The organism is Raoultella sp. T31 (assembly GCF_002806725.1).
GTDB lineage: Bacteria > Pseudomonadota > Gammaproteobacteria > Enterobacterales > Enterobacteriaceae > Klebsiella > Klebsiella electrica.
The window spans coordinates 62,214-83,372 of record NZ_PIBO01000003.1 but is presented as its reverse complement, the minus strand read 5'-3'; the positions used below and the strand labels follow the sequence as shown (position 1 = coordinate 83,372).

Annotated in this window: 19 protein-coding genes, 1 tRNA gene and 1 pseudogene; 6 read left to right on the top strand and 15 right to left on the bottom strand. The window is 55.8% G+C overall.

What is annotated here, in order from left to right; translation table 11 throughout:
* Nucleotides 1-5: 5 nt before the first annotated feature.
* From eco to CWM52_RS03010, 5 genes are all read right to left on the bottom strand, one after another.
* Entirely contained in the window at nt 6-497 is a 492-nt protein-coding gene (gene eco / locus CWM52_RS03030) for a serine protease inhibitor ecotin (RefSeq protein WP_100682733.1), read from the bottom strand.
* A gap of 211 nt (nt 498-708) precedes the next feature.
* Complete coding sequence (locus CWM52_RS03025; protein ID WP_100682732.1) at nt 709-1,818, bottom strand: AI-2E family transporter; 1,110 nt, start codon at nt 1,816-1,818, stop codon at nt 709-711.
* Nucleotides 1,819-2,056: 238 nt separating this feature from the next.
* Nucleotides 2,057-2,133, bottom strand: a tRNA-Pro gene (locus CWM52_RS03020).
* 77 nt (nt 2,134-2,210) lie between these two features.
* On the bottom strand, nt 2,211-3,971 hold the full coding sequence (yejM, locus tag CWM52_RS03015) for an LPS biosynthesis-modulating metalloenzyme YejM (protein WP_100682731.1): 1,761 nt from the start codon (nt 3,969-3,971) through the stop codon (nt 2,211-2,213).
* Between the two features lie 19 nt (nt 3,972-3,990).
* Entirely contained in the window at nt 3,991-4,218 is a 228-nt protein-coding gene (locus tag CWM52_RS03010) for a YejL family protein (RefSeq protein WP_015583825.1), read from the bottom strand.
* Between the two features lie 189 nt (nt 4,219-4,407).
* Here CWM52_RS03010 and yejK point away from each other — a divergent pair, with 189 nt between their 5' ends.
* A complete protein-coding gene (gene yejK / locus CWM52_RS03005; RefSeq protein WP_100682730.1) occupies nt 4,408-5,415 on the top strand; it encodes a nucleoid-associated protein YejK in 1,008 nt (335 codons plus the stop codon).
* Between the two features lie 63 nt (nt 5,416-5,478).
* Here the strand turns inward: yejK and CWM52_RS03000 are convergent, their stop codons facing one another.
* The gene (locus CWM52_RS03000) at nt 5,479-6,243 is read right to left on the bottom strand and encodes a DeoR/GlpR family DNA-binding transcription regulator (protein WP_100682729.1); all 765 of its coding nucleotides are present in this window, start codon (nt 6,241-6,243) and stop codon (nt 5,479-5,481) included.
* A gap of 81 nt (nt 6,244-6,324) precedes the next feature.
* On the opposite strand from CWM52_RS03000, the gene CWM52_RS02995 reads away from it, so the two are divergent.
* Entirely contained in the window at nt 6,325-6,945 is a 621-nt protein-coding gene (locus CWM52_RS02995) for an NUDIX domain-containing protein (protein ID WP_100682728.1), read from the top strand.
* 40 nt (nt 6,946-6,985) lie between these two features.
* Nucleotides 6,986-7,126, top strand: a pseudogene (locus CWM52_RS26630) (LysR family transcriptional regulator); the annotation flags it as partial.
* Between the two features lie 56 nt (nt 7,127-7,182).
* Here CWM52_RS26630 and rplY read toward each other — a convergent pair.
* Both rplY and CWM52_RS02980 read right to left on the bottom strand, forming a co-directional pair.
* A complete protein-coding gene (rplY, locus tag CWM52_RS02985) occupies nt 7,183-7,467 on the bottom strand; it encodes a 50S ribosomal protein L25 (protein ID WP_100682727.1) in 285 nt (94 codons plus the stop codon).
* Nucleotides 7,468-7,604: 137 nt separating this feature from the next.
* Nucleotides 7,605-9,362 (bottom strand): DEAD/DEAH box helicase, encoded by a 1,758-nt coding sequence (locus CWM52_RS02980; protein WP_100682726.1) that lies wholly within the window; start codon nt 9,360-9,362, stop codon nt 7,605-7,607.
* Nucleotides 9,363-9,509: 147 nt separating this feature from the next.
* Between CWM52_RS02980 and rsuA the strand changes: the two genes are divergently transcribed.
* The 3 genes from rsuA (at nt 9,510) to CWM52_RS02960 (ending at nt 12,100) form a co-directional block, all read left to right on the top strand.
* Complete coding sequence (gene rsuA / locus CWM52_RS02975) at nt 9,510-10,229, top strand: 16S rRNA pseudouridine(516) synthase RsuA (protein ID WP_100682725.1); 720 nt, start codon at nt 9,510-9,512, stop codon at nt 10,227-10,229.
* Nucleotides 10,226-11,422, top strand: a complete 1,197-nt coding sequence (locus CWM52_RS02970) for a Bcr/CflA family multidrug efflux MFS transporter (RefSeq protein WP_100682724.1) — start codon at nt 10,226-10,228, stop codon at nt 11,420-11,422. The genes rsuA and CWM52_RS02970 overlap by 4 nt, the downstream gene beginning before the upstream one ends.
* A 333-nt stretch (nt 11,423-11,755) precedes the next feature.
* Nucleotides 11,756-12,100, top strand: coding sequence for a YejG family protein (locus CWM52_RS02960; RefSeq protein WP_004864837.1), 345 nt, complete (start codon nt 11,756-11,758; stop codon nt 12,098-12,100).
* A gap of 3 nt (nt 12,101-12,103) precedes the next feature.
* Here CWM52_RS02960 and yejF read toward each other — a convergent pair whose 3' ends face one another.
* The 7 genes from yejF to CWM52_RS02920 all read right to left on the bottom strand — a co-directional run bounded on the left by yejF (nt 12,104) and on the right by CWM52_RS02920 (nt 21,129).
* Nucleotides 12,104-13,693 (bottom strand): microcin C ABC transporter ATP-binding protein YejF, encoded by a 1,590-nt coding sequence (gene yejF / locus CWM52_RS02955; RefSeq protein WP_100682722.1) that lies wholly within the window; start codon nt 13,691-13,693, stop codon nt 12,104-12,106.
* 1 nt (nt 13,694) lies between these two features.
* Entirely contained in the window at nt 13,695-14,720 is a 1,026-nt protein-coding gene (locus tag CWM52_RS02950; RefSeq protein ID WP_100682721.1) for a microcin C ABC transporter permease, read from the bottom strand.
* Nucleotides 14,720-15,814, bottom strand: a complete 1,095-nt coding sequence (locus CWM52_RS02945; RefSeq protein WP_100682720.1) for a microcin C ABC transporter permease YejB — start codon at nt 15,812-15,814, stop codon at nt 14,720-14,722. Before CWM52_RS02945 ends, CWM52_RS02950 begins: the two co-directional genes overlap by 1 nt.
* 9 nt (nt 15,815-15,823) lie before the next feature.
* A complete protein-coding gene (locus tag CWM52_RS02940) occupies nt 15,824-17,629 on the bottom strand; it encodes an extracellular solute-binding protein (protein WP_100682719.1) in 1,806 nt (601 codons plus the stop codon).
* A gap of 43 nt (nt 17,630-17,672) precedes the next feature.
* Complete coding sequence (locus tag CWM52_RS02935) at nt 17,673-19,235, bottom strand: cyclic di-GMP phosphodiesterase (protein ID WP_100682718.1); 1,563 nt, start codon at nt 19,233-19,235, stop codon at nt 17,673-17,675.
* 187 nt (nt 19,236-19,422) lie between these two features.
* On the bottom strand, nt 19,423-19,995 hold the full coding sequence (gene mepS, locus CWM52_RS02930; RefSeq protein WP_100682717.1) for a bifunctional murein DD-endopeptidase/murein LD-carboxypeptidase: 573 nt from the start codon (nt 19,993-19,995) through the stop codon (nt 19,423-19,425).
* A 426-nt stretch (nt 19,996-20,421) separates the two neighbouring features.
* Entirely contained in the window at nt 20,422-21,129 is a 708-nt protein-coding gene (locus CWM52_RS02920) for a phosphatase PAP2 family protein (protein WP_100682715.1), read from the bottom strand.
* Nucleotides 21,130-21,159 lie beyond the last annotated feature (30 nt).

The window sequence follows — 21,159 nt, the reverse complement described above, 5'->3', positions numbered from 1 at the left end:
ATGCCTTAGCGTTCAACGGCATTGCCGATGGTTTCGCCGGCTTTCCAGATACGGTATTTCACTTCGACGTTATCTGGCGTGTAGACCACGATTGGCAGCTTGCTGTTGTAGCGCAGCATCGCATCATCACCTAATCCTGCCAGCACGAATTTACGCTCTTTTTTGCCGTCCGGGCAGGCCATCATGGTCGAAACCGGTCCGGTCACTTTGTCAAACACGTAGTAATCGTAGCCCCAGCCTTCCAGCGTTTTGCTTTCCAGTTGGCCGCCAAGGCGATGGTGGTTGCAGTCAACCTCCAGGGTCTGGCCGATCATCAGCTCGACTTTAAATGCGGATTCGTCCTGCTGCTGCGGCAGCTGAATCACCTGACGCTTCATGCCTTTTTCCGCCTGCGGATAGGGGGCGATCTTTTCCAGAGGTTGTTCAGCGGCCAGCGCGCTGGTGGATACACCGGCAACGGCCAGCAGAGAAACAGCAAGCGTAGCGATTTTCTTCACGATTCATCATCCTTTGTTATCGATCTTTAACGACCAAAGACTAACACCCTTTTGCAGAATGGTAAGAATAATTTACCATTATTTTCATATATCCTGGTCGTATTCACTGGATTTGATATTGTGTTTGCAAGTATTCACTATCTGCTTTTACTCTATGAGCGAAAGGTTCTTTGGCCATCCGCCAGGGGGAAGCTAAGGCTTCCCCCGGTGCTCATTCATCGCGACTGATTTTGCCTTCCTCGATGAACTCTTCATTTATTTCGTCGGTATTGCCAGCGTGTTCGCGGCCCGATAGCAGATTCCAGCAGGCGATAAACAGGGCGGCGATCAGCGGGCCGATAACAAAGCCATTGATACCGTAAATCTCCATGCCGCCGAGGGTGGAAATTAAAATCAGATAGTCCGGCATTTTGGTGTCTTTGCCTACCAGCAGCGGGCGCAGAATGTTATCCACCAGGCCTATCACCACCACGAAGAAGCCGACGATAAACGCCCCCTGCCAGAGCTGATCGGTGGCAAACAGGAAGATGGCGGCTGGCACCCAGACAATGGCCGAACCGATCGCCGGAATCAGCGACAGGAACGCCATGATGGCGCCCCACAAAATGCTGCCGTCGAGGCCGGCGATAGAAAACGCGATACCGCCGAGTGTGCCCTGCGCGACAGCGACGGCGACGGTCCCTTTTACGGTGGCTCGTGATACGGCGGCAAATTTGGCAAACAGATGCTGCTTAACATAGTTAGACAGTGGCAGAGACTCAAGGATGAGCATAACCAGATAGGGGCCATCCTTGAGCAGGAAAAACAGCAGATAGAGCATGATGCCGAAGCTAACGGTAAAGCCGAAAGTCCCTTTACCAATCAGGAACGCGCTGCCGGCCAGATATTGTCCACCTTTGAGGGCGGCGTCAGAGAGCTGTTTCTGAATCTGCTCTGCGCTGTCAAGGTTATGCTCGGAGAGAAAGCTTCTGGCCCACTCCGGCAGATGGGCAAACAGGTTTGCCACCACCACGGGAAACTGGGTGTCGTTATGCTGCAGCCGGGTGTACACCATGTTTAGCTCAATCGCCAGCGATGAAATGATGATCGCCAGCGGGGTGAAGACAATCAGGCAGATAATCACGACGGTCAATAGCGATGCCAGGCCATTGCGCTCACCGAGGCGAGTACGCAATTTGTTCTTCACCGGGTTAAAGATGACCGACAGAATCGCGGCCCACAGTATGGCTGAATAATAAGGGGAAAGAACATTAAAAAAGGCGAGGCTGACCATCAGCAAAATCAGGATAAAAAATCCCTTCGTAAGTCCATTAACTCTCATATTAATCGTTCCGGTGTCAGGCAAGTACGACGAATAATAGAAGCTATTCACCGATTTACAATCAATAAGGTCGGAGTTTGTTCATCACAAGCGCAGAAAGCGGGATAAAAATGGATTTGGCCGCGGCCCGCGACCATTGCGGCGGCGGGATTCAGGCAACAAAAAACCCGCAAACTCAGAGAGAGTGCGGGTTTTTGTGGGGTTACCGGTCGTTAACAAAACTTACCGGTGAATGATTTGGTCGGCACGAGAGGATTTGAACCTCCGACCCCCGACACCCCATGACGGTGCGCTACCAGGCTGCGCTACGTGCCGACGTATGGAGGACAATATTACCCGTTCCCCAACCGAATGCAAGCCGGGGAACGGCTGATTGATTCATAATTAATCAATCAGTTAGCGATAAAGCGTTTTTCGTCAGTCAGGATCTGCAGCAGCAGGCTGAGCTGAGGTTTGCGGTTATCGATTTTCTTACCGTCGCTGTCCCAGGTGCTGTAGGTGCCGTTGTGGTTCAGCACCACGGTCGCCTCTGACGACGTGACCGCCAGCGTATCGCCGTTGGCTGCCGTTACCCAGGCCCGGCGGCGCACGGGGCTGAACAGGTCTTCGCCCTGAGAATATTCGTTGGCGGGCGTGGAGACGTGCAGCAGGCGCTGCATCAGCGTCGTCATCACATCTTTGTTGCTGGTCAGCGTCGCGATGTTCTGCGCCGGAATGCCAGGCCAGTGAATAACCAGCGGAACCTGCAGTTGCTCCCGGGACCAGTCAAATTCACCGTTCTGCGGATTCAACGGCATCCCGTGAGCGGCGGTGATAATCACCACCGTATTATCCAGTTTTCCTGCCTCGTTCAGAGCGCTCAGCACCCGGCCGATCTGGTTATCAACATCTCCCGCCGCACGACTGTAGCGCCGCGCGAAGTTTTGCTGCTGACTGTCTTCCAATGTGGTGCCGTTCAGCGAAATCCACGAGAACCAGCGGTTTTCATCCTGCGCATAGCGATTGAGCCAGCCAATCCACTGGTCCGCCGTTTGCTCATCGCTCTGCGTTTTCTCATTGGGCAGCGAGAAATCGGACAGCAGCGCCTGGCGATAGAGCGGGCTGCTGAAGCCATCGGAGGAGAACAGTCCCAGCTGATATCCTTGCTGGTTAAAGGCCGTAATCAACGCTGCCGGAATGCGGGCAGAGAGCACGCCATCCATATAGCCCGGCGAAATCCCGTAGAACAGGCCAAACATACCGTTATCGGTGGTGTTGCCGGAGCTCATATGCTGGGTAAAGTTGACGTTCTCTTGCGCGAAACGGGCCAGTTCCGGCATATTTTTCTCAAACCGCGAATAGTTCAGGTTATCGACGGTGATGAGCAGAACGTTGTAGCCAGCCCCCAGATCGCGATAGCGCAGGGTGCTCAGGGGATACTCAACGGAGACGGCTTCCGGCGCCCCCTGTTCCATCAGACGCCGCTGGTAATCCTGGGCGTCGAGCAGGCCATGTTTCTCAAGGAAACGGCGAGCCGTCATCGGATAGGAGAGCGGCAGGTTCGCCCGTTGCATGGTGATCGGGCGATAGAAATTCGCATCCGCCCAGATATAAATCAGGTGGCTGCTGATAAAAGAGAGGAAGAAGAACCAGGCGACAGGCCGGGCGTAGTGACGGCGACGCGTCAGGCTGCGCAGCTTCTGCCAGCTCCAGGTCGCAAACAGCATTTCCAGCAGGAAGATAATCGGCACGCTGATAAACATCAGCTGCCAGTCGCGCGCCATCTCATTCTGGTCAGGGTTGATGACCAGTTCCCAGACAATCGGGTTAAGATGCAGGTGGAAACGGGTAAAAACTTCGCTATCGATCAGCAGTAGCGTCATGCCCGCGGTCGCCAGAATGACCGACAGGAAGCGCATCAAGCGCTGTGATATGACGATAAAGGTCAGCGGGAACAGAATCAGGACATAGCTGGTAAACACCAGGAAACTGAAGTGACCCACGAGGCTGACGTACGAGAAAATACGTCCGCCCAGAGTCGTGGGCCAGTCGGCGACAAAAAGATAGCGGCTGCCGAGCACCATGGCCAACAACATGTTGAACAGGGCGAACCAGTGCCCCCAGCTGACCATCTGGGAGATTTTTTCTCGGTAGGGCTGACGAAGAGTCACCATATACAGTTGTTGGTTATCCTTAGTGCGCCGGATCGTCGTTGATTGAAGACTGTAGAGCCTGAGCAAAAGAACGGGCGATCGCCTGACGCTGCGCCGGCGCGACGCTACTATTGATCAGGTTAGTCACCATATTGCCCAGCACCATCAGTGAAAGGTCAACGGGGGCTTTGTGTGTTTCCAGCACGTTGGTCAGCTCGCTAAGCAGCTGTTCGACGTGTTCATCACTATAGCGGGATAATTGCGGCATAAACTCAAAATCTGTTTGTTCGTGAAAGGGCAACATATTACCGTAGCAGAAGCTTTTTTTCCGCATTTTTTCGCCACGGCGCAAAAGCGCGCACGATCGCGAGTCTCAGGCGCTCGAAGAGTCACGCGGCGGTTGCGTCGCCGTCCCGGCGGTGGTTGAATACCGGCCGGTCTAAAAGGAGAGTTTAACATGAGTCTGGATATCGACCAGATTGCCCTGCATCAGTTAATTAAACGTGATGAACAAAACCTCGAGCTGGTGCTGCGCGATTCCTTACTGGAGCCGAATGCGCCGGTCGTGGAAATGATGGCCGAGCTGCATCGTGTCTACAGCGCTAAAAACAAAGCCTACGGTCTGTTTAACGCAGAGAGCGAGCTGGCGCAGGCCCTTCGCCAGCAGCGTCAGGGCGAAGAAGACTTTCTCCCGTTCAGCCGGGCGGCAACCGGCCGTCTGCGTGACGAACTGGCGAAATATCCTTTCGCAGAAGGCGGTATCGTCCTGTTCTGCCAGTATCGTTATCTGGCGGTAGAGTATCTGCTGGTGGCGGTACTCAACAACCTGAGCAGTATGCGCGTTAACGAAGATCTGGATATCAGCTCGACCCACTATCTGGATATCAATCATGCCGATATTGTGGCGCGCATTGACCTGACGGAATGGGAAACCAATCCGGAGTCAACCCGCTACCTGACCTTCCTCAAAGGCCGGGTCGGACGTAAAGTGGCCGATTTCTTTATGGACTTCCTCGGCGCCAGCGAAGGGCTGAACGCCAAAGCGCAGAACCGTGGCCTGCTGCAGGCGGTCGATGATTTTGCCTCCGATGCTCAGCTCGATAAGTCCGAGCGGCAGAACGTTCGTCAGCAGGTATACGCTTATTGCAACGAGCAGCTGCAGGCGGGAGAAGAGATTGAACTGGAATCTTTATCCAAAGAGCTGGCCGGCGTCAGCGAGAAGAGTTTCCAGCAGTTTACCGCTGAACAGGGGTATGAGCTGGAAGAGAGCTTCCCGGCGGATCGCAGTACGCTGCGTCAGTTAACCAAGTTTGCCGGCAGCGGCGGCGGGTTAACGATCAACTTTGATGCCATGCTGCTGGGTGAGCGGGTGTTCTGGGATCCGGCAACGGATACGCTGACCATCAAAGGCACGCCGCCCAACCTGCGCGATCAGCTGCAGCGTCGGACCTCCGGCGGTAGCTGATTCTCCGCCAGCCCCGCCGAAGGTCGGGGCTGCTGCCCGGGCCTTCGGCGGCCCGCGGCGTTCCTACTCTGCGTCAGCGCGGATCGTTTCGATCCCATGCTCAGTCAGCTTCGCCTGCAGGGCCTCATCGAGCACACCATCGATAATCAGGGTACTGGCAAGGCTTAACTCGCCGATGGCAAATGCCGACGCCGAGTTCAGTTTTTCCTGCGACGCCATCACAATGGTTTCCGCTGCCCGCGCGGCGAGCGCCCGCTTGATAGCCGCCTCTTCATAATCGCCGGTCGTGAAACCGGCGCGGTCGTGCACTCCGGTAACGCCCATAAAAAACAGATCGGCATTGATCCGCGCAATACCTTCCAGCGCGCTGGCGCCAACGGCGACCACCGAGTGTTTAAACAGCCGCCCGCCGATAAGAATGACTTCAATCAAAGGCCGCTCCACCAGCGCGACGGCAATACCGGGGCTGTGGGTCACGACGGTACAGGCCAAATCAGCCGGCAGAGAGCGGACCATTTCTTCGGTGGTGGTCCCGCCGTCGATAATCACCACCTGACCCGGCTGGATCAGCGCCGCTGCCCGGCGGGCAATGGCCTGCTTCGAGGCGATTTGCACGTTTTTTCTTGTTTCGATTGGCGCGATGGCCGCCGAAACCGGCAGCGCGCCGCCGTGGACCCGCTGCAGTTTACCTTCCCCCGCCAGCTCGCGTAAATCCCGGCGAATCGAGTCTTCAGAGACGTTAAAACGCTGGCTTAGCTCGCCGGACATAACCTGTTTTTCGACGGCGAGAATCTGCAGTATTTGCTGTTTTCGTTGGCTGGCAAGCATATTTCTACCTTCACGTTTTATCTTGTTTGTGCGTTATTTTGCATGTTATCGTGGCCGCTGTCATCTCATCAGGAGAAAAATATGTCCAGTGATACCCCTCGCGTTCGCCACGTGCGTGAAACGCTGCTGTCCGACAACTGGTATACGTTAAAAAAATACACTTTTGAATTGCTGCGACGGGACGGCCGTTGGCAGGAGCAGAGCCGTGAGGCCTACGATCGCGGCAACGGTGCGGTGATTCTGCTCTATAACCGGATACAGCAAACCGTCGTGCTTATTCGCCAGTTTCGTTTTCCGGTGTGGATTAACGGTCATGATGGCTTTTTGATCGAAGCGGCCGCCGGACTGCTGGATAATGCATCGCCGGAAGAGCGCATTATCGCCGAGGCGGAAGAAGAGACCGGCTTTCGCGTCACCGGCATTGAACCGGTTTTTACCGCCTACATGAGCCCGGGTTCGGTAACGGAAAAGCTCTACTTTTTCATTGCCGGATATTCGGCGGACGACCGGCGGAGCGAAGGCGGTGGGCTGGCGGCAGAAGGGGAGGATATCGAAGTACTGGAGTGGCCGCTGGCCCGGGCGTTACAAGCGATTCGCGAAGGGGAAATTGTGGATGCCAAAACTATTATGCTACTGCAACACCTGGCGCTCACGGTGTCGCCGCGCCTTGCTCCGGATGACGCAAGGCGCGATAACGCTTAGCGCAGTTTGCGGGCGATGGCGCTGTACACGGCTGGGAAGGGTAGAGGAGATCGCAACCGAAGTCGGTACCCAGGGGCTGAATGTCACAATGGTGATGTTGTGGCAGCCGGGAATGAACAAGCACCCGACGCCGGGAGAGGGGGTTGATTTTGCGCCTCTGCTGTGGGAGCGGAACGCATAACAAAACGCCCCGGACCTTGCGGGCCGGGGCGTTTGCCACTCAACTTGCTATCGCGATTAAGCGCGAACGAAGTCGATGTGAGACAGTTTCGGCTTGTAAGCGTGACGCTGAACAGCCTGAACTTTTACTTTCTCTTCTTTGCCATCAACAACGATGGTCAGAACTTCGCTGTAGAATTCAGCTTTGTCCTGCAGGTTCCACAGTTTGTCGTGATCCAGTTCGATAGCAACCGGAGCCGCTTCGCCACCGTAAACGATAGCCGGGAACTTGTTAGCTGCGCGCAGGCGGCGGCTCGCACCCTTACCCTGCTCTTTACGTACTTCTGCGTCGATAGTAAACATTGATGTCTCTCTATATTTAAATCCTGCTACAGGCGACCCAGCAACAGGCAGATTTTCTGCTTTGCGAATGCAAAAGCGGGCGGCATTATATCCACCTATGGCGTTGACGGCAATGAAAACCTCAGGCGCGGTGGCGATTAACGCAGTTCGTTGGCCCGGCGAAAGCGGCCCTGATAGTCGAAGATTTTTTCACGGACCTGCCAGTATTGCCCTTTCATGCGTGCGACGACAAAGTCCGGGTGGCGCAGCAGGACCCGCTGGGCAAGGATATCGGCAGGGGTAATCCAGCGCAGCGGCACGCCCGGCGTGCGGGTATGCGGGCGGATAAACAGCTGCTCAAACGCGGTGCGCTGGGCCGGCGTCTGCAGGCGGAAGCGTTCGCTGACATCGGCGCCGTCCTCATCGTAATAGGTGATTTTCAGCCACGGGCCTTTATCGTCGCCACCGTGCTGCAGGTCCATACCGCTACAGCGCAGCACCAGGGCATCTTTGAGTTTCAGCGCGGCCTTGAGCATATCATCGGGGTCGACCAGAATGGTGTCGCACTCGCGGCAGCGGCGGGCGGCAATATCATTTTCAGCATTGCACTGCGGACAGTTTTTAAAACGAAAACGAAAATCGCACTGTTCACGGTGACCGTCGTCATCGTCAAACCAGCCCTGGCAGCGGCGGCCGAAGTGTTCAATCAGCGTGCCGTCGGCGGTGGTTTTTCCCCAGAAGGTATTGGCAAAGCCACAGGCCGGGCAGAAGACCTGTACGGGGACGTTATCGCTTTTGCCCTTCGGCGAGCCCACCTCCGGCGCGTAGAGATCGTGAGGATTTCCGGCATAGTCGAGAATCAGGCAGTCGGTTTTCCCCGGCGCCAGACGCAGGCCGCGGCCGACAATTTGCTGATAAAGGCTGACCGACTCCGTGGGACGCAGGATAGCTATCAGATCGACATGCGGGGCATCAAATCCGGTGGTGAGAACCGCGACGTTCACCAGATAACGGTACCGCTGCGCTTTAAAGGCTGCGATGAGGCGATCGCGCTGTGGACCGGGCGTTTCGCCGGTAATGAGCTCCGCGTCGCCGGCGGGCAGCAGGCCGGTAATTTCCCGCGCATGCTCTACCGTGGAGGCGAAAATCATCACGCCTTTACGCGTTTGGGCAAACTCGACGACCTGGCTGACGATATGCGGCGTAATGCGCTGCTGCTTTTTCAGCTCATGATTGAGGTCGGCTTCGCTAAACAGACCGTTGCTCTGCGGCTGAAGGCGGCTGAAATCGTACTGTACGACCGGCATATCCAGCCGCTCCGGAGGCGTCAGATACCCGTGCTTAATCATATAGCGCAGCGGTAGCTCGTAAATACAGTCGCGAAACAACGCCTTGTCATCGCCGCGAACCATGCCGTGATAATGAAACTGGTAGATCCAACCCTTGCCGAGGCGGAACGGCGTGGCGGTCAATCCGAGCAGGCGCAACTGCGGGTTAACCTGCTGCAAGTGGCTGATAATTTGCTGATACTGGCTGTCATCATCATCGCTGATACGGTGGCATTCATCGATAATCAGCAGTGAAAACTCGGCCTGAAACTGTTCAAGATTACGGGCGACCGATTGCACGCTACCGAAGACCACCTTGCCGTGGCTCTCTTTGCGTTTCAGGCCAGCGGCAAAAATATCCGCCTCCAGCCCAAGCGCACAATATTTGGCGTGGTTTTGCGCCACCAGCTCCTTAACGTGCGCCAGCACCAGAACGCGGCCACGCGCCAGACGCGCCAGCTCGGCGATGACCAGGCTTTTGCCCGCGCCGGTCGGCAGGACGATGGCGGCAGGTTCATGATGGCGACGAAACCAGGCGAGCGTGGCGTCGACGGCCTCTTTTTGGTAGGGACGTAATGTAAAAGTCATGGCTATACTGGTGTTGATTAACTCGCAAATAGTATGCCACGAATCTTTTCCCTTGAGTGGCGTTAAGAGCCCGTTATACTAACCAGCGAACTTCTTCTTTTTCGGGCGTTTGCCCGCTCCAGCATTATTACAGGCTAAAAAAATCTCATGCGACTTGATAAGTTTATCGCTCAGCAACTTGGCGTCAGTCGGGCTATTGCCGGGCGTGAAATCCGCAGCAGCCGCGTTCTTGTCGACGGCGAAATCGTCAAAGATGCGTCGTTTAAGCTCCAGCCAGAGCACGACGTGGAGTATGACGGCAATACGCTGACCCAGCAGAACGGCCCGCGCTACTTTATGCTCAACAAGCCGCAGGGGTACGTCTGCTCCACGGACGATCCGGATCATCCAACGATTCTCTATTTCCTGGATGTCCCGGTCGCGCATAAGCTGCATGCCGCAGGTCGACTGGATATCGACACCACCGGACTGGTGCTGATGACCGATGACGGGCAGTGGTCGCACCGCATTACTTCTCCGCGCCATCACTGTGAGAAAACCTATCTGGTGACCCTCGAAAACCCGGTGGATGAGCAAACGGCTGAACAGTTTGCTACAGGCGTTCAGCTGCATAATGAAAAAGATCTGACGAAACCTGCGCGCCTGGAAGTGCTGACGCCAACGGAAGTTCGCTTAACGATAAGCGAAGGGCGCTACCACCAGGTGAAACGCATGTTCGCGGCGGTGGGTAACCACGTCGTCGGCCTGCATCGTGAACGTATTGGCGACATCATGCTGGATGAATCTCTGGAGCCTGGCGAGTACCGCCCGCTGACGGAAGATGAGATAGCCAGCGTTGGCCTCCAGCATGCACGGAGTAAAACGTGACGGCAAAGCAAAATTCTTCACTGGGGATTGTGTTTATTCTTGGCCTGCTGGCCATGTTGATGCCACTGTCGATTGATATGTATCTTCCGGCGCTGCCGGTGATTTCGGCGCAGTTTAATGTGCCGGACGGCAGTGCGCAGATGACGCTCAGTACCTATATTCTGGGCTTTGCTTTCGGCCAGTTGCTGTATGGCCCGATGGCGGACAGCATCGGGCGTAAGCCGGTTATCCTCGGGGGAACGCTGATTTTTGCCGCGGCTGCGGTGGCCTGTGCGCTGTCGCAGACTATCGACATGCTGATTACCATGCGCTTCTTCCACGGTCTGGCGGCCGCGGCGGCGAGCGTGGTCATCAACGCCCTGATGCGCGATATCTATCCGAAAGAGGAGTTTTCGCGCATGATGTCGTTTGTCATGCTGGTCACCACTATCGCGCCGCTGGTTGCGCCGATGGTGGGGGGCGCGGTGCTGGTATGGTTCAGCTGGCATGCGATCTTCTGGATCCTTGCGCTGGCGGCGCTGCTGGCCTCCGCGATGATCGCTTTTTTCATCAGCGAAACGCTGCCGGTTGAACGGCGGCAAAAGTTTAGCCTGCGCACTACGCTGGGTAACTTTGCCACCTTGTTCCGTCATAAGCGGGTGCTGAGCTATATGCTGGCGAGCGGCTTCAGCTTTGCCGGGATGTTCTCATTCCTGAGCGCCGGGCCGTTTGTCTATATCAATATCAACCACGTTTCGCCGCAGCACTTTGGTTACTATTTTGCGCTGAATATTGCCTTCTTGTTCATCATGACCATCATTAACAGCCGTTTTGTCCGCCGGATCGGCGCGCTGAATATGTTCCGCGCCGGGCTGTGGATTCAGTTTGTGATGGCGATATGGATGGTGATCTGCGCGCTGCTGGATGTCGGATTCTGGGCGCTGGTGGTCGGCGTTGCCGCCTTTGTTGGCTGCGTTTCGATGGTCTCCTCCAACGCGATGGCGGTCATTCTGGATGAGTTTCCCCATATGGCGGGCACCGCTTCATCGCTGGCGGGGACCTTCCGCTTTGGCATCGGGGCGATTATTGGCGCGCTGCTGTCCATGGCTACCTTTACGACCGCCTGGCCGATGCTGATTTCGATCGCATTTTGCGCCAGCAGCTCCATCCTTTTCTCTCTCTACGCCAGCCGACGGCGAAAAATCGTTCGCTAAAAAACCTTCCTGAAGGGGCGATTTCCGCCCCTTTTTTGACGCACATCAACCGCGATGGGCTTCCCGGTTCTGTAATTTGTTTCTTTTATGTAAAATCAAATAGTGTAAAAAGTCGCATTGTTGCGATAAAAAAGTTGTTTTGGATCACAGAAACGGGTACATATAGCCCCGATCTGCTTATGCAGAGAAACAATAAGGTTCTGGATTATCAGTCGTTAACCCTGACGCGATGCGGGTGTAAACGTTTTCTATGCTGATGCAGGACTATTTGTCAATGATGTGTTAGTATTGATGTAAATTTATTGTGAAGCATTTTGCTTTCGGGGAAACTAAGTGAATACACAGCAACTCTCTATCGTACACCGTCTGCCGCAGAGCTATCGCTGGCTGGCCGGGTTTGCGGGTTCAAGAGTTGAACCGATTCCGCAAAACGGCGCCGAGAGTGAAAACAGCCTCGTTGCGCTGAAGCTGCTCAGCCCGGACGGGGAGAAAGCGTGGCCGGTGATGCATAAGCTCAGCCAGGCCCTCAGCGACATCGAAGTCGATTGCTCCATCGTTGAGTGTGAAGGGGAGCCGTGCCTGTTTGTCAATTTGCAGGACGAGTTTGCGGCAACCTGTCGACTGAAAAATTTCGGCGTGGCGATTGCCGAACCGTTCTCTGGCCACAACCCATTCTGACCGTCAGCCCAGCGCCAGAAGCTGGCGGGTATAAGCCTGCTGTGGAGCGGTAAAGACGCGCTCGCACTCCCCCTGCTCGACAACTTCTCCCTGTCGTAACACCATCACCTGATGACACAACGTCCGCACCACGCGTAAATCATGGCTGATAAAAATATAGGCCAGCCGGTGTTTTTGCTGTAAGGCTTTCAGCAAAGCCAGAATTTGTGCCTGGACGGTCTTATCCAGCGACGACGTAGGTTCATCCAGCACGATAAGCTGAGGCTTCACGATCAGCGCCCGGGCAATCGCAATACGCTGACGCTGGCCGCCGGAAAACTCAGCCGGATAGCGATGCCGCGTTTGCGGGTCGAGCCCTACCTCTTGCATCACCTGTATCACCGCGTGTTCACGCGCGGCCGGCGTTAACCCTGGCTGGTGGACGCGCAGACCCTCTTCAATAATCTGCAGCACGTTCAGGCGGGGATTCAGCGATGAGTTGGGGTCCTGGAAGACTATTTGCATCTGGCGGCGCAGCGGCAGCATTTGCCGACGGCTACGCCCCTGCAGCGCTTGTCCTTCAAAGATGATTGTCCCTTGCGAGGCAATCAGGCGCAGCAGCGCCAGCCCGGTGGTGCTTTTCCCCGATCCTGATTCGCCCACCAGACCGAGGGTTTCCCCGGCGCGTAGCTGGAAATTCAGCGCCTTGACCACCCGGTTACTCTCCACGATCCGGCGGAGGATCCCTTTACGTACCGGGAAGGCGACGCTCAGATCGACGGCTTTTAGCAGCAGCGGCGCATCGGCGGCCAGCGGCACCGGGCTGCCGGAGGGTTCGCTGTCCAGCAGGCGACGGGTATAAGGGTGTTCGGGGGCGGCGAACAGCGCCCGACAGGCGTTTTGTTCGACGCAGCGGCCGTTTTGCATCACCGCTACGCGGTCGGCGAGCTGGCGGACAATGCTTAAGTTATGGGTAATAAACAGCAGCCCCATATTCAGTTCGTCTTTCAGTTCGCGTAACAGCCGCAGGATTTGCGCCTGCACGGTCACGTCCAGCGCGGTCGTGGGTTCATCGGCAATCAGCAGCTCCGGCCGGGTGAGCAGCGCCATGGCAATCATGATCCGCTGGCGTTCGCCGCCGGAAAACTGATGCGGGTAGTCCGCCAGCCGGCGTAGCGCATTGCGGATCCCGACCCGTTCCAGACAGTTAAGGATCTCGCCGCGCGCGGCCTCTTTACGCATGCCGCGATGCAAAGACAGCACTTCATACAGCTGCTTTTCCAGCGTATGCAGGGGATTGAGCGACACCATCGGTTCCTGAAAAATCATCGCAATACGGTTGCCACGCACCTGACTGAGCGTGCGCTCATCGGCGTGGAGCAGCGACTGACCGTGAAAGCGAATGTCTCCGCCAGGGTAGCAGACCGGCGGAGAGGGAAGCAGCCGCAGCACCGAGAGCGCGGAGACGCTTTTACCGGATCCGGATTCGCCGACCAGCGCCAGAGTCTCTCCGGCGCGAATATCCAGGGACAGCTCGCTGATGACGGTGTGGGTCTTCCCCTGCTGGCGGAAGGCGATGGAGAGGTTGTCTATCTCTAACAAAGGCTGCGTCATGTTATACCGCCTTACCGGGGTCGAAGGCGTCGCGGACGGCTTCACCAATGAAAATTAACAGCGATAGCAGCACCGCGACCGACAGGAAGGCGGCGATGCCCAGCCACGGCGCCTGCAGATTGTTTTTCCCCTGTAGCAGCAGTTCACCCAGCGAGGGCGAACCTAACGGCAGGCCGAAACCGAGAAAATCCAGAGAAGTCAGGGTGGTGATTGAACTGCACAGAATAAACGGTAAGAAAGTCAGGGTCGCGACCATGGCGTTAGGCAGCATGTGGCGGAAAATGATATGGCGGTCGCTGACCCCCAGGGCCTGCGCCGCGCGAATGTAGTCATAGTTACGGGTGCGCAGGAATTCCGCGCGCACCACGCCGACCAGCGCCATCCAGCCGAACAGTACCGTAATGGCCAGCAGCCACCAGAAGCCCGGCTGGACGACGCTGGAGAGCAAAATAATCAGGAACAGGGTCGGCATCCCTGACCATACCTCAATAAACCGCTGGCCCCACAGGTCAATCTTACCGCCGTAGTACCCCTGAATAGCGCCCGCCAGCACCCCCAGTACGCTGGAGAAAAAGGTCAGCAGCAGGCCAAACAGAATCGATATCCGCGTGCCGTATAAAATACGGGCCAGCACATCGCCGCCGTTGGCATCGGTACCCAGCCAGTTTCTCGTTGAGGGAGGGGAAGGGAAGGGCGTCTGGGTGGCGAAGTCGATAGTGGTGGCACCAAATCGGATCGGCGCCCACAGTACCCAGCCGTTATCATCCAGCTGCTTTTGCAGCCACGGATCCTGGTAGTCGGCGGCGGTAGCAAACGGGCCGCCAAAGGTCGTCTCGCTATAATTTTTCAATGCCGGAACGTACAGACTGCCGCGATACTGCACCAGCAGCGGCCGGTCATTGGCGATCAGCTCGGCGCACAGGCTGCACAGGAAAAGCAGCATAAACAGCCACAGCGACAGATAGCCGCGGCGGTTGTGACGAAAACGCGCCCAGCGGGCCTGATTCACGGGACTCAGAAAAGACATCAGCGGCCCTCAAAATCAATACGCGGATCGACCAGCGTGTAGCAGATATCGCTGACAATATTCAGCAGCAGGCCGATCAGCGTAAAAATATACAGCGTGCCGAACATCACCGGGTAATCACGGGAAACGGTCGCCTCATAGCCCAGCAGTCCCAGGCCGTTGAGGGAAAACATCACCTCAATCAGCAGGGAACCGGTGAAAAACATGCTGATAAACATCGCCGGGAAACCGGCGATCACCAGCAGCATGGCATTGCGAAAAACATGGCCCCATAAAATTTGCGTTTCGCCGACCCCTTTGGCGCGAGCGGTCACGACATACTGCTTGCGGATCTCATCAAGAAAGCTGTTCTTGGTCAGCATGGTGAGCGCCGCAAAGCCGCCGATGACCGTCGCCAGCACCGGCAGCGTAATATGCCAGAGATAGTCGAGAACCTTCTGATACCACGTCAGGCTCTCGAAATTAGCGGACACCAGCCCGCGCAGCGGAAACAGGTCCAGATAGCTCCCCCCCGCGAAGAGTACGACCAGGATGATGGCGAACAGAAAGGCCGGGATGGCGTAGCCAATAATGATCAGGGTACTGCTCCAGATATCAAACTGGCTGCCGTTATGGACGGCTTTGCGGATGCCGAGCGGGATCGAAACCAGATAGATAATCAGCGTACTCCATAGCCCCAGGGTGATGGAAACCGGCATGCTGTTTTTGATCAGTTGTAAGACCGACGCGCTGCGGAAAAGGCTGTCGCCAAAATCGAAGCGCAGATAGTCGCCGAGCATGTTCAGGTAGCGTTCGTGGAGCGGTTTATCAAAGCCGTAGCGGTGGGTGATTTCGGCAATCACTTCCGGATCGAGACCGCGTCCGCCGCGATAATGACCTTCGCTGATGTTGCCGACGCCGGTACGGGCATGGCTGGCGGCCATACCGCTTTCTCCGGCGCCAGGTAAACCGCCGCGGTTGCCAAATTCAATGGCGGCGATGGCCTGATCGACCGGGCCGCCCGGCGCTATCTGGACGATAAAAAAGTTGATCGTAATGATCGCCCACAGCGTGGGGATTATCAGCAGCAGTCGGCGGATCAGGTATGCGCCCATCGTTATTCCTTACCGTTTGTCCGCGGGCAGTTTTGCCGCTTTGTTGACGTCATACCACCAGGTGTCAAACCCGGATGAATAAACGGGACGGGTCTGCGGGAAGGAGAATTTATCCCAGTACGCCGTCCTGTCCTGCGCCATATACCACATCGGCAGCATGTAATAGTTCCAGGTGAGCACCCGGTCCAGCGCGCGGCCCAGGGGCAGGAGCTTTTGCTTATTACCCTGCCAGCGGATGATCTGCGCAATCAGTTTGTCTACCACCGGGCTCTGAACTCCGGGCGCATTGTAGCTGGAGTGAATATATGACGAATCCCAGGAGATTTGCAGGTCGGTTCCCGGCCAGGGCGTCGCGCGCCAGACGATGGGCATCATATCGTAGTCGCGACTGCGGCGGCGGTTACTGTACTGTGAGTTATCGACCTGGCGAATATCCATCGTAATCCCGAGGCGCTGGAGATTATGCTGGAACGGCAGCACCCAGCGATCGTTGCCCCCGGAAGGCAGCAGCAGTTCAAAGCGCAGCGGCTTGCCGGTAGCGGCGTTGATCCGGCGCTGGTTTTTCAGCACCCAACCCGCCTGTTTAAGCAAGGCATCGGCCTGCAGCAGATTGCTGCGGTCGAAGCCATCGCCGCGGGAGCGCGGCGGCTGATAGACGGAGGTGAAGACCTCCGGCGGCAAATCGGCTTTCATTGGCGTCAGCAGGGCAAGCTCTTCGGCATCGGGCGCCTGACGCGCCGCATATTCGGTATTCTGAAAGTAGCTGCTGGCCCGGCTGTAGGCGCCATAAAACAGCGCCTTATTCATCCATTCAAAATCGAAGGCGAGGGTGATGGCTTCACGGACCTGGCGGTCGTTAAACACCGGGCGCTGGATATTGAATGCCAGCCATTGGGTATCCTGCGCCGAGGTGTTCGGATACTCATCCTTGACGATATAGCCGTGGGTAAAATTGCGTCCGACATAGCGGGTCGACCAGTTTTTGGCTATTGTCTCTGCCCGGCGGTCGACGGCACCGGCTTTAAAGGCTTCAAAGGCGACATTATCATCGAGGTAGTAGTCGTAGCGCAGGGTGTCGAAATTCCAGCGTCCGCGGTTTACCGGCAGGTCGGCTGCCCAGTAGTCTTTCACCCGCGAGTAGATGATGTACTGGCCCATCCGCCAGTCGGTAATCCGATAGGGGCCGCTGGCCAGCGGCGGAGTGGAGAGCGGGTCGCTGAGCTTATGGTGACGCCAGAAGGCCTCCGGCATCACCGGCAGGGAGAGCAGGCTCAGCATATTTTCCTTGCCGGGCTGCGCCAGCGTAATGCGCACGGTGCGCGGCGCAACGGCCTCAACGCGGGTCCCCTTGTAGAACAGGCGGAACTGTGGCACCCCTTCGGTCATAAATTTGTGGAAGGTGAAGGCGACATCGCTGGCGGTAATCGGGCTGCCATCATGAAAGCGGGCGTGCGGATTGAGGGTTATCTCCATCCATGAGAAATCATCGGCGTAGCGCGTGTGCTCGGCAATGAGCGGATAATAGCTGCCCGGTTCATCATCGGACGTGGTGAACAGCGTGTCATACAGTGCCTCGGTGCGCACGCCCGGGTTGCCGCGCAGCGCATAGCGGTTGAAGTTGTCGAAGGTGCCAATGGTGGCGTTAACGATAGTTCCCCCCTTCGGGGCCCTGGGATTGGCATAATCGAAATGGTCAAAGCCGACGGCGTATTTCGGTTCGCCAATGATGGCAAAAGTGCTGCCCTCTTTTATGGTTTGCGCCTGACTATTCAGGCTGAACAGGGTCAGTAATATCAGGCAAACTCGCGCAAACATAGCCAGATTAATATCCTCTGTGAGCGGGCATCATCAAGAGCGGTTACCGGGCGGCAAAATATTTTGCCTGTTTGTCATGGGCCGCGATCAGCTCTTCCAGCGGCAGCGGACGGCTCAGCCAATAGCCCTGCAGGAAGTTTACGCCATGTTTGCGTAACCACTCCGCCTGCTCCGGCGTTTCGACCCCTTCCGCAACGGTCACGAGCTGCAGGCGGCGGCTCAGCGTCAGTACCGCATCCAGCACCGGTGAGGTGACGGTCTCGGTCCCGATAGCCTGTACAAAGCCGCGATCGATTTTCAGATAGTCAAATTTATAACGCTCAAGGTAGATAAGCGCACTATGTCCGGTCCCAAAATCGTCAATCGCAATCTCAAATTCCTGTTCATGCAGCCAGTCAAAGATGGCCAGCGACTTGTTTTTATCGATCATCGCACGTTCGGTAATTTCAAGAACCACATTGAAGTGGTTGGCTGGCAGAGAGGCCGCGAACTGCTGAAGGTCGGCCTGAAATTCGTCGGCGTGCAGATGGGCCGGTGAGATATTCAGCCCCAGCTTGCAGCCGACGGGCAGAATTTTTTGCAAGGCCGGCGCGTCATGGGCGATCAGCGCGAATAAATGATGGGTGAGTGGCACAATCATTTGCTGCGTTTCAGCCAGGTTAATAAACACGTCGGGCGGGATTTCCCCGGCGACCGGATGGCGCCAGCGCATCAGCACTTCAATACCGCTAATGCGCAGGGTATCCGCTTTGACTACCGGCTGATAGACAACGTAGAACTGATTGTTTTTAATCCCCAGCAGAATGGCTTTACGCGGATCGGATTTCAGCGACAGCACATAGTAACTCACCAGTCCAGCCAGCAGGCCGCAGACCACGCCGAGCAGCAGCGAAAATTGTGTATTCTCCGATAGCCAGCTGTTGGCATAGAGATAGACCTTCAGCGGCAGCCCTTTGATTTGGACCTGGCGAATAGGCTCTGCGGCCAGGTTCTGCGGGTCAATAATGCTGTTGGTCAGGGTGGAGAGGGCGGTATCGTTGACAACCAGCACGATACTGCTGAAATCGTTCTGACGGGCGGAGTAAAGAACATAGGGTGTCAGGTTGGTATTGATTGAGACGAAAACGCCATCCTCGCCGCCGCCCGGGTTGCGTACCCACATCGCCAGAGCGGCGTTCTTCGGCATCATCGGCGTCCCCGGCAGGAGCCGCATATCGACCGCCTTACGGGGATCGAGATGCGGGATAAGCTGTACCAGAGGCGTGTCCATGGCGCCGGTGGCGGAGGAGCAAAAGACGACACCGTCTTTCACCAGCAAAAACGCGCGCACGTTTGCGCTAAAGGCCGCCCGTGCGGTCAGGCCTGAGGCAATGTTTTCACATTTCTGGTCGACCAGCGGCTGCAGGCCGGTCATGGTTTTTTCGAGATGGCTAAAGTATTCGGTCAGGTAGACGTTGACGTTGTCGATGATACTGTCAAAACGTTCAGACCGGCTATGATAAATCACCATAACCTGAATGCTACCGGCCAGCAGGGCGACAATCGCCCCGATGAGTATGCTGGTCAGCCAGATATTACGTCGGGGTGACAGGTGACGGGTAGGCATAGGCTATAGAGTCGATCCGTGTTAATGAGTTGCGCCAATGGTTTGATAGGAAACGTTTTCTCTATCGCTACTAAAAGGGATAGCCTATATTGCGGCATTCATAGGTAAACAGGCAAAAAAAAACACCGCCGCAGCAGTGTTTTTTTGTTCTGACCGTCAGCCAAGGGATAACTGACGTCAGAAAGGATTACGAGCGGCTCAGAACTCGTCGCGCTTCGTTATAGCGCTTATTCCAGTACGGCTCGTTCATGCTGGAGATGGTCACACCGCTGCTGGTGGAAGCATGGACGAACTGATCGTTGCCGATATAGATGCCGACATGGCGACCGGTGGAACCCGCCCGGAACAGAACTAAATCACCGGTGCGCAGTTGAGAGCGTGAAATAGACCTGCCGGAATCCTGCTGCTCAGAAGTGGAGCGGGGCAGTTCCAGACCAAATTGTTCGCGGAAAGTACGCTGCACAAAGGCGGAGCAATCAATGCCTTTGCGGGTGCTGCCGCCGAGGCGGTAACGCACGCCTTTCCAGCTGGCATACTGGTCCATCAAACGGGACTTAACGTCCAGATTGTTGACCATCTTTTCAAATTCATCCTGAGAGGCTTGCAGTGATGATAAATCGCCACTACCCACAGCATGCGTCTCAGAATGCATATTCCTTGCGGTACTACTTGTCGAACTACAGGCAGAGAGCAAAACTGCCACTGCTATCGCGGGCACAACCCGCAAGATATATCTCAAAATCGGCTGAGATTTGACCATGTTGTTTGTTTTCCCTTGTTGTCCTTAACGACAATGTCGTTATAAAAAATGCCAAACGTGCTAGAGCCTAAATACCTGCCAGCAATGAGACAATTCCTTAAACCTAAATTTGTGGGATACCGCACAAATTTATTTTTGAGCCGGATTGACGTTACTGGAAAGGCAAAACGAGATTGAGAGTACCCTATCAAACGTGGGATGGCGAGCGGTTTCGCGAGATTTCTTATAAGAAATTGTGCATCTAAAAGTGAATCATCGGGAAAGCACAAAATAGCAGCAATGGCGGGTAAAAAATATGCAATTCATTCATTTGTAAGACGATTAATGTGACAGGAAGATGACGCAGATGCTAAAAAAAATGGACAAATAAAAAAGGGACCGAGAACGATCCCTTATGGATATAGTTAATAATATGTAAGGAGAATATTAATTTTTACCCGTGCCGCCCGGAAGCGAACGGTTAAACCAGGCGATCAAGATGTCGCTTAACGGCGTCATCAGCACCCAGGGGATGCCGATAAGTACGGCGGTCAATGAGCCGACGGCTATATCAGTAAACCAGTGGGCGCCAATCATGACCCGCGGAAAAGCGAAAACCACAAAAATAATCAGCGCAATAGCAAATGCCCGGCGGCCAAAATAGCGCCACATGAAGGTGGCGAAGATGAGCAGCATCATGCCGTGATCGCCGGGGAAACTGTCTTTCGACGCATCTTTGGTCGGGAAGGCGACCACATCGCTTACTTTAACAATCTCACTGAACGCGAGCGACGGGCTGGCGCGTTTAACCGGCATCAGATGCTGCGCCAGCTGATTAATGACCACCGCGAAGAGCAGCATCACCAGGCCGATAATGACGATCCGACGGCGACCGGCGCTTTGCTCTTTCAACCAGAAGCTCAGCATCAGGCCGCCCATCGCCAGCAAAGAGCAGGCGTCAAAAGCCCGGTTATTGATGATAGCCAGCAGCCAGGCATAGGCCTGACTCTTTCCCACTCCCTGGTTAAAGAAGTGGAAAATGGCGGCGTCCAGCGACAGCCAGAAACCATGATTCGCGGGCAAAAACCACGAAAAAAAGAGGACAAAACCTGCCGCGTTAAGCAGCAGGATCAGGGGAATTCGGTTTTTAATCATAACGGTTGCGAGTTGTGTAAGACGGCGGGA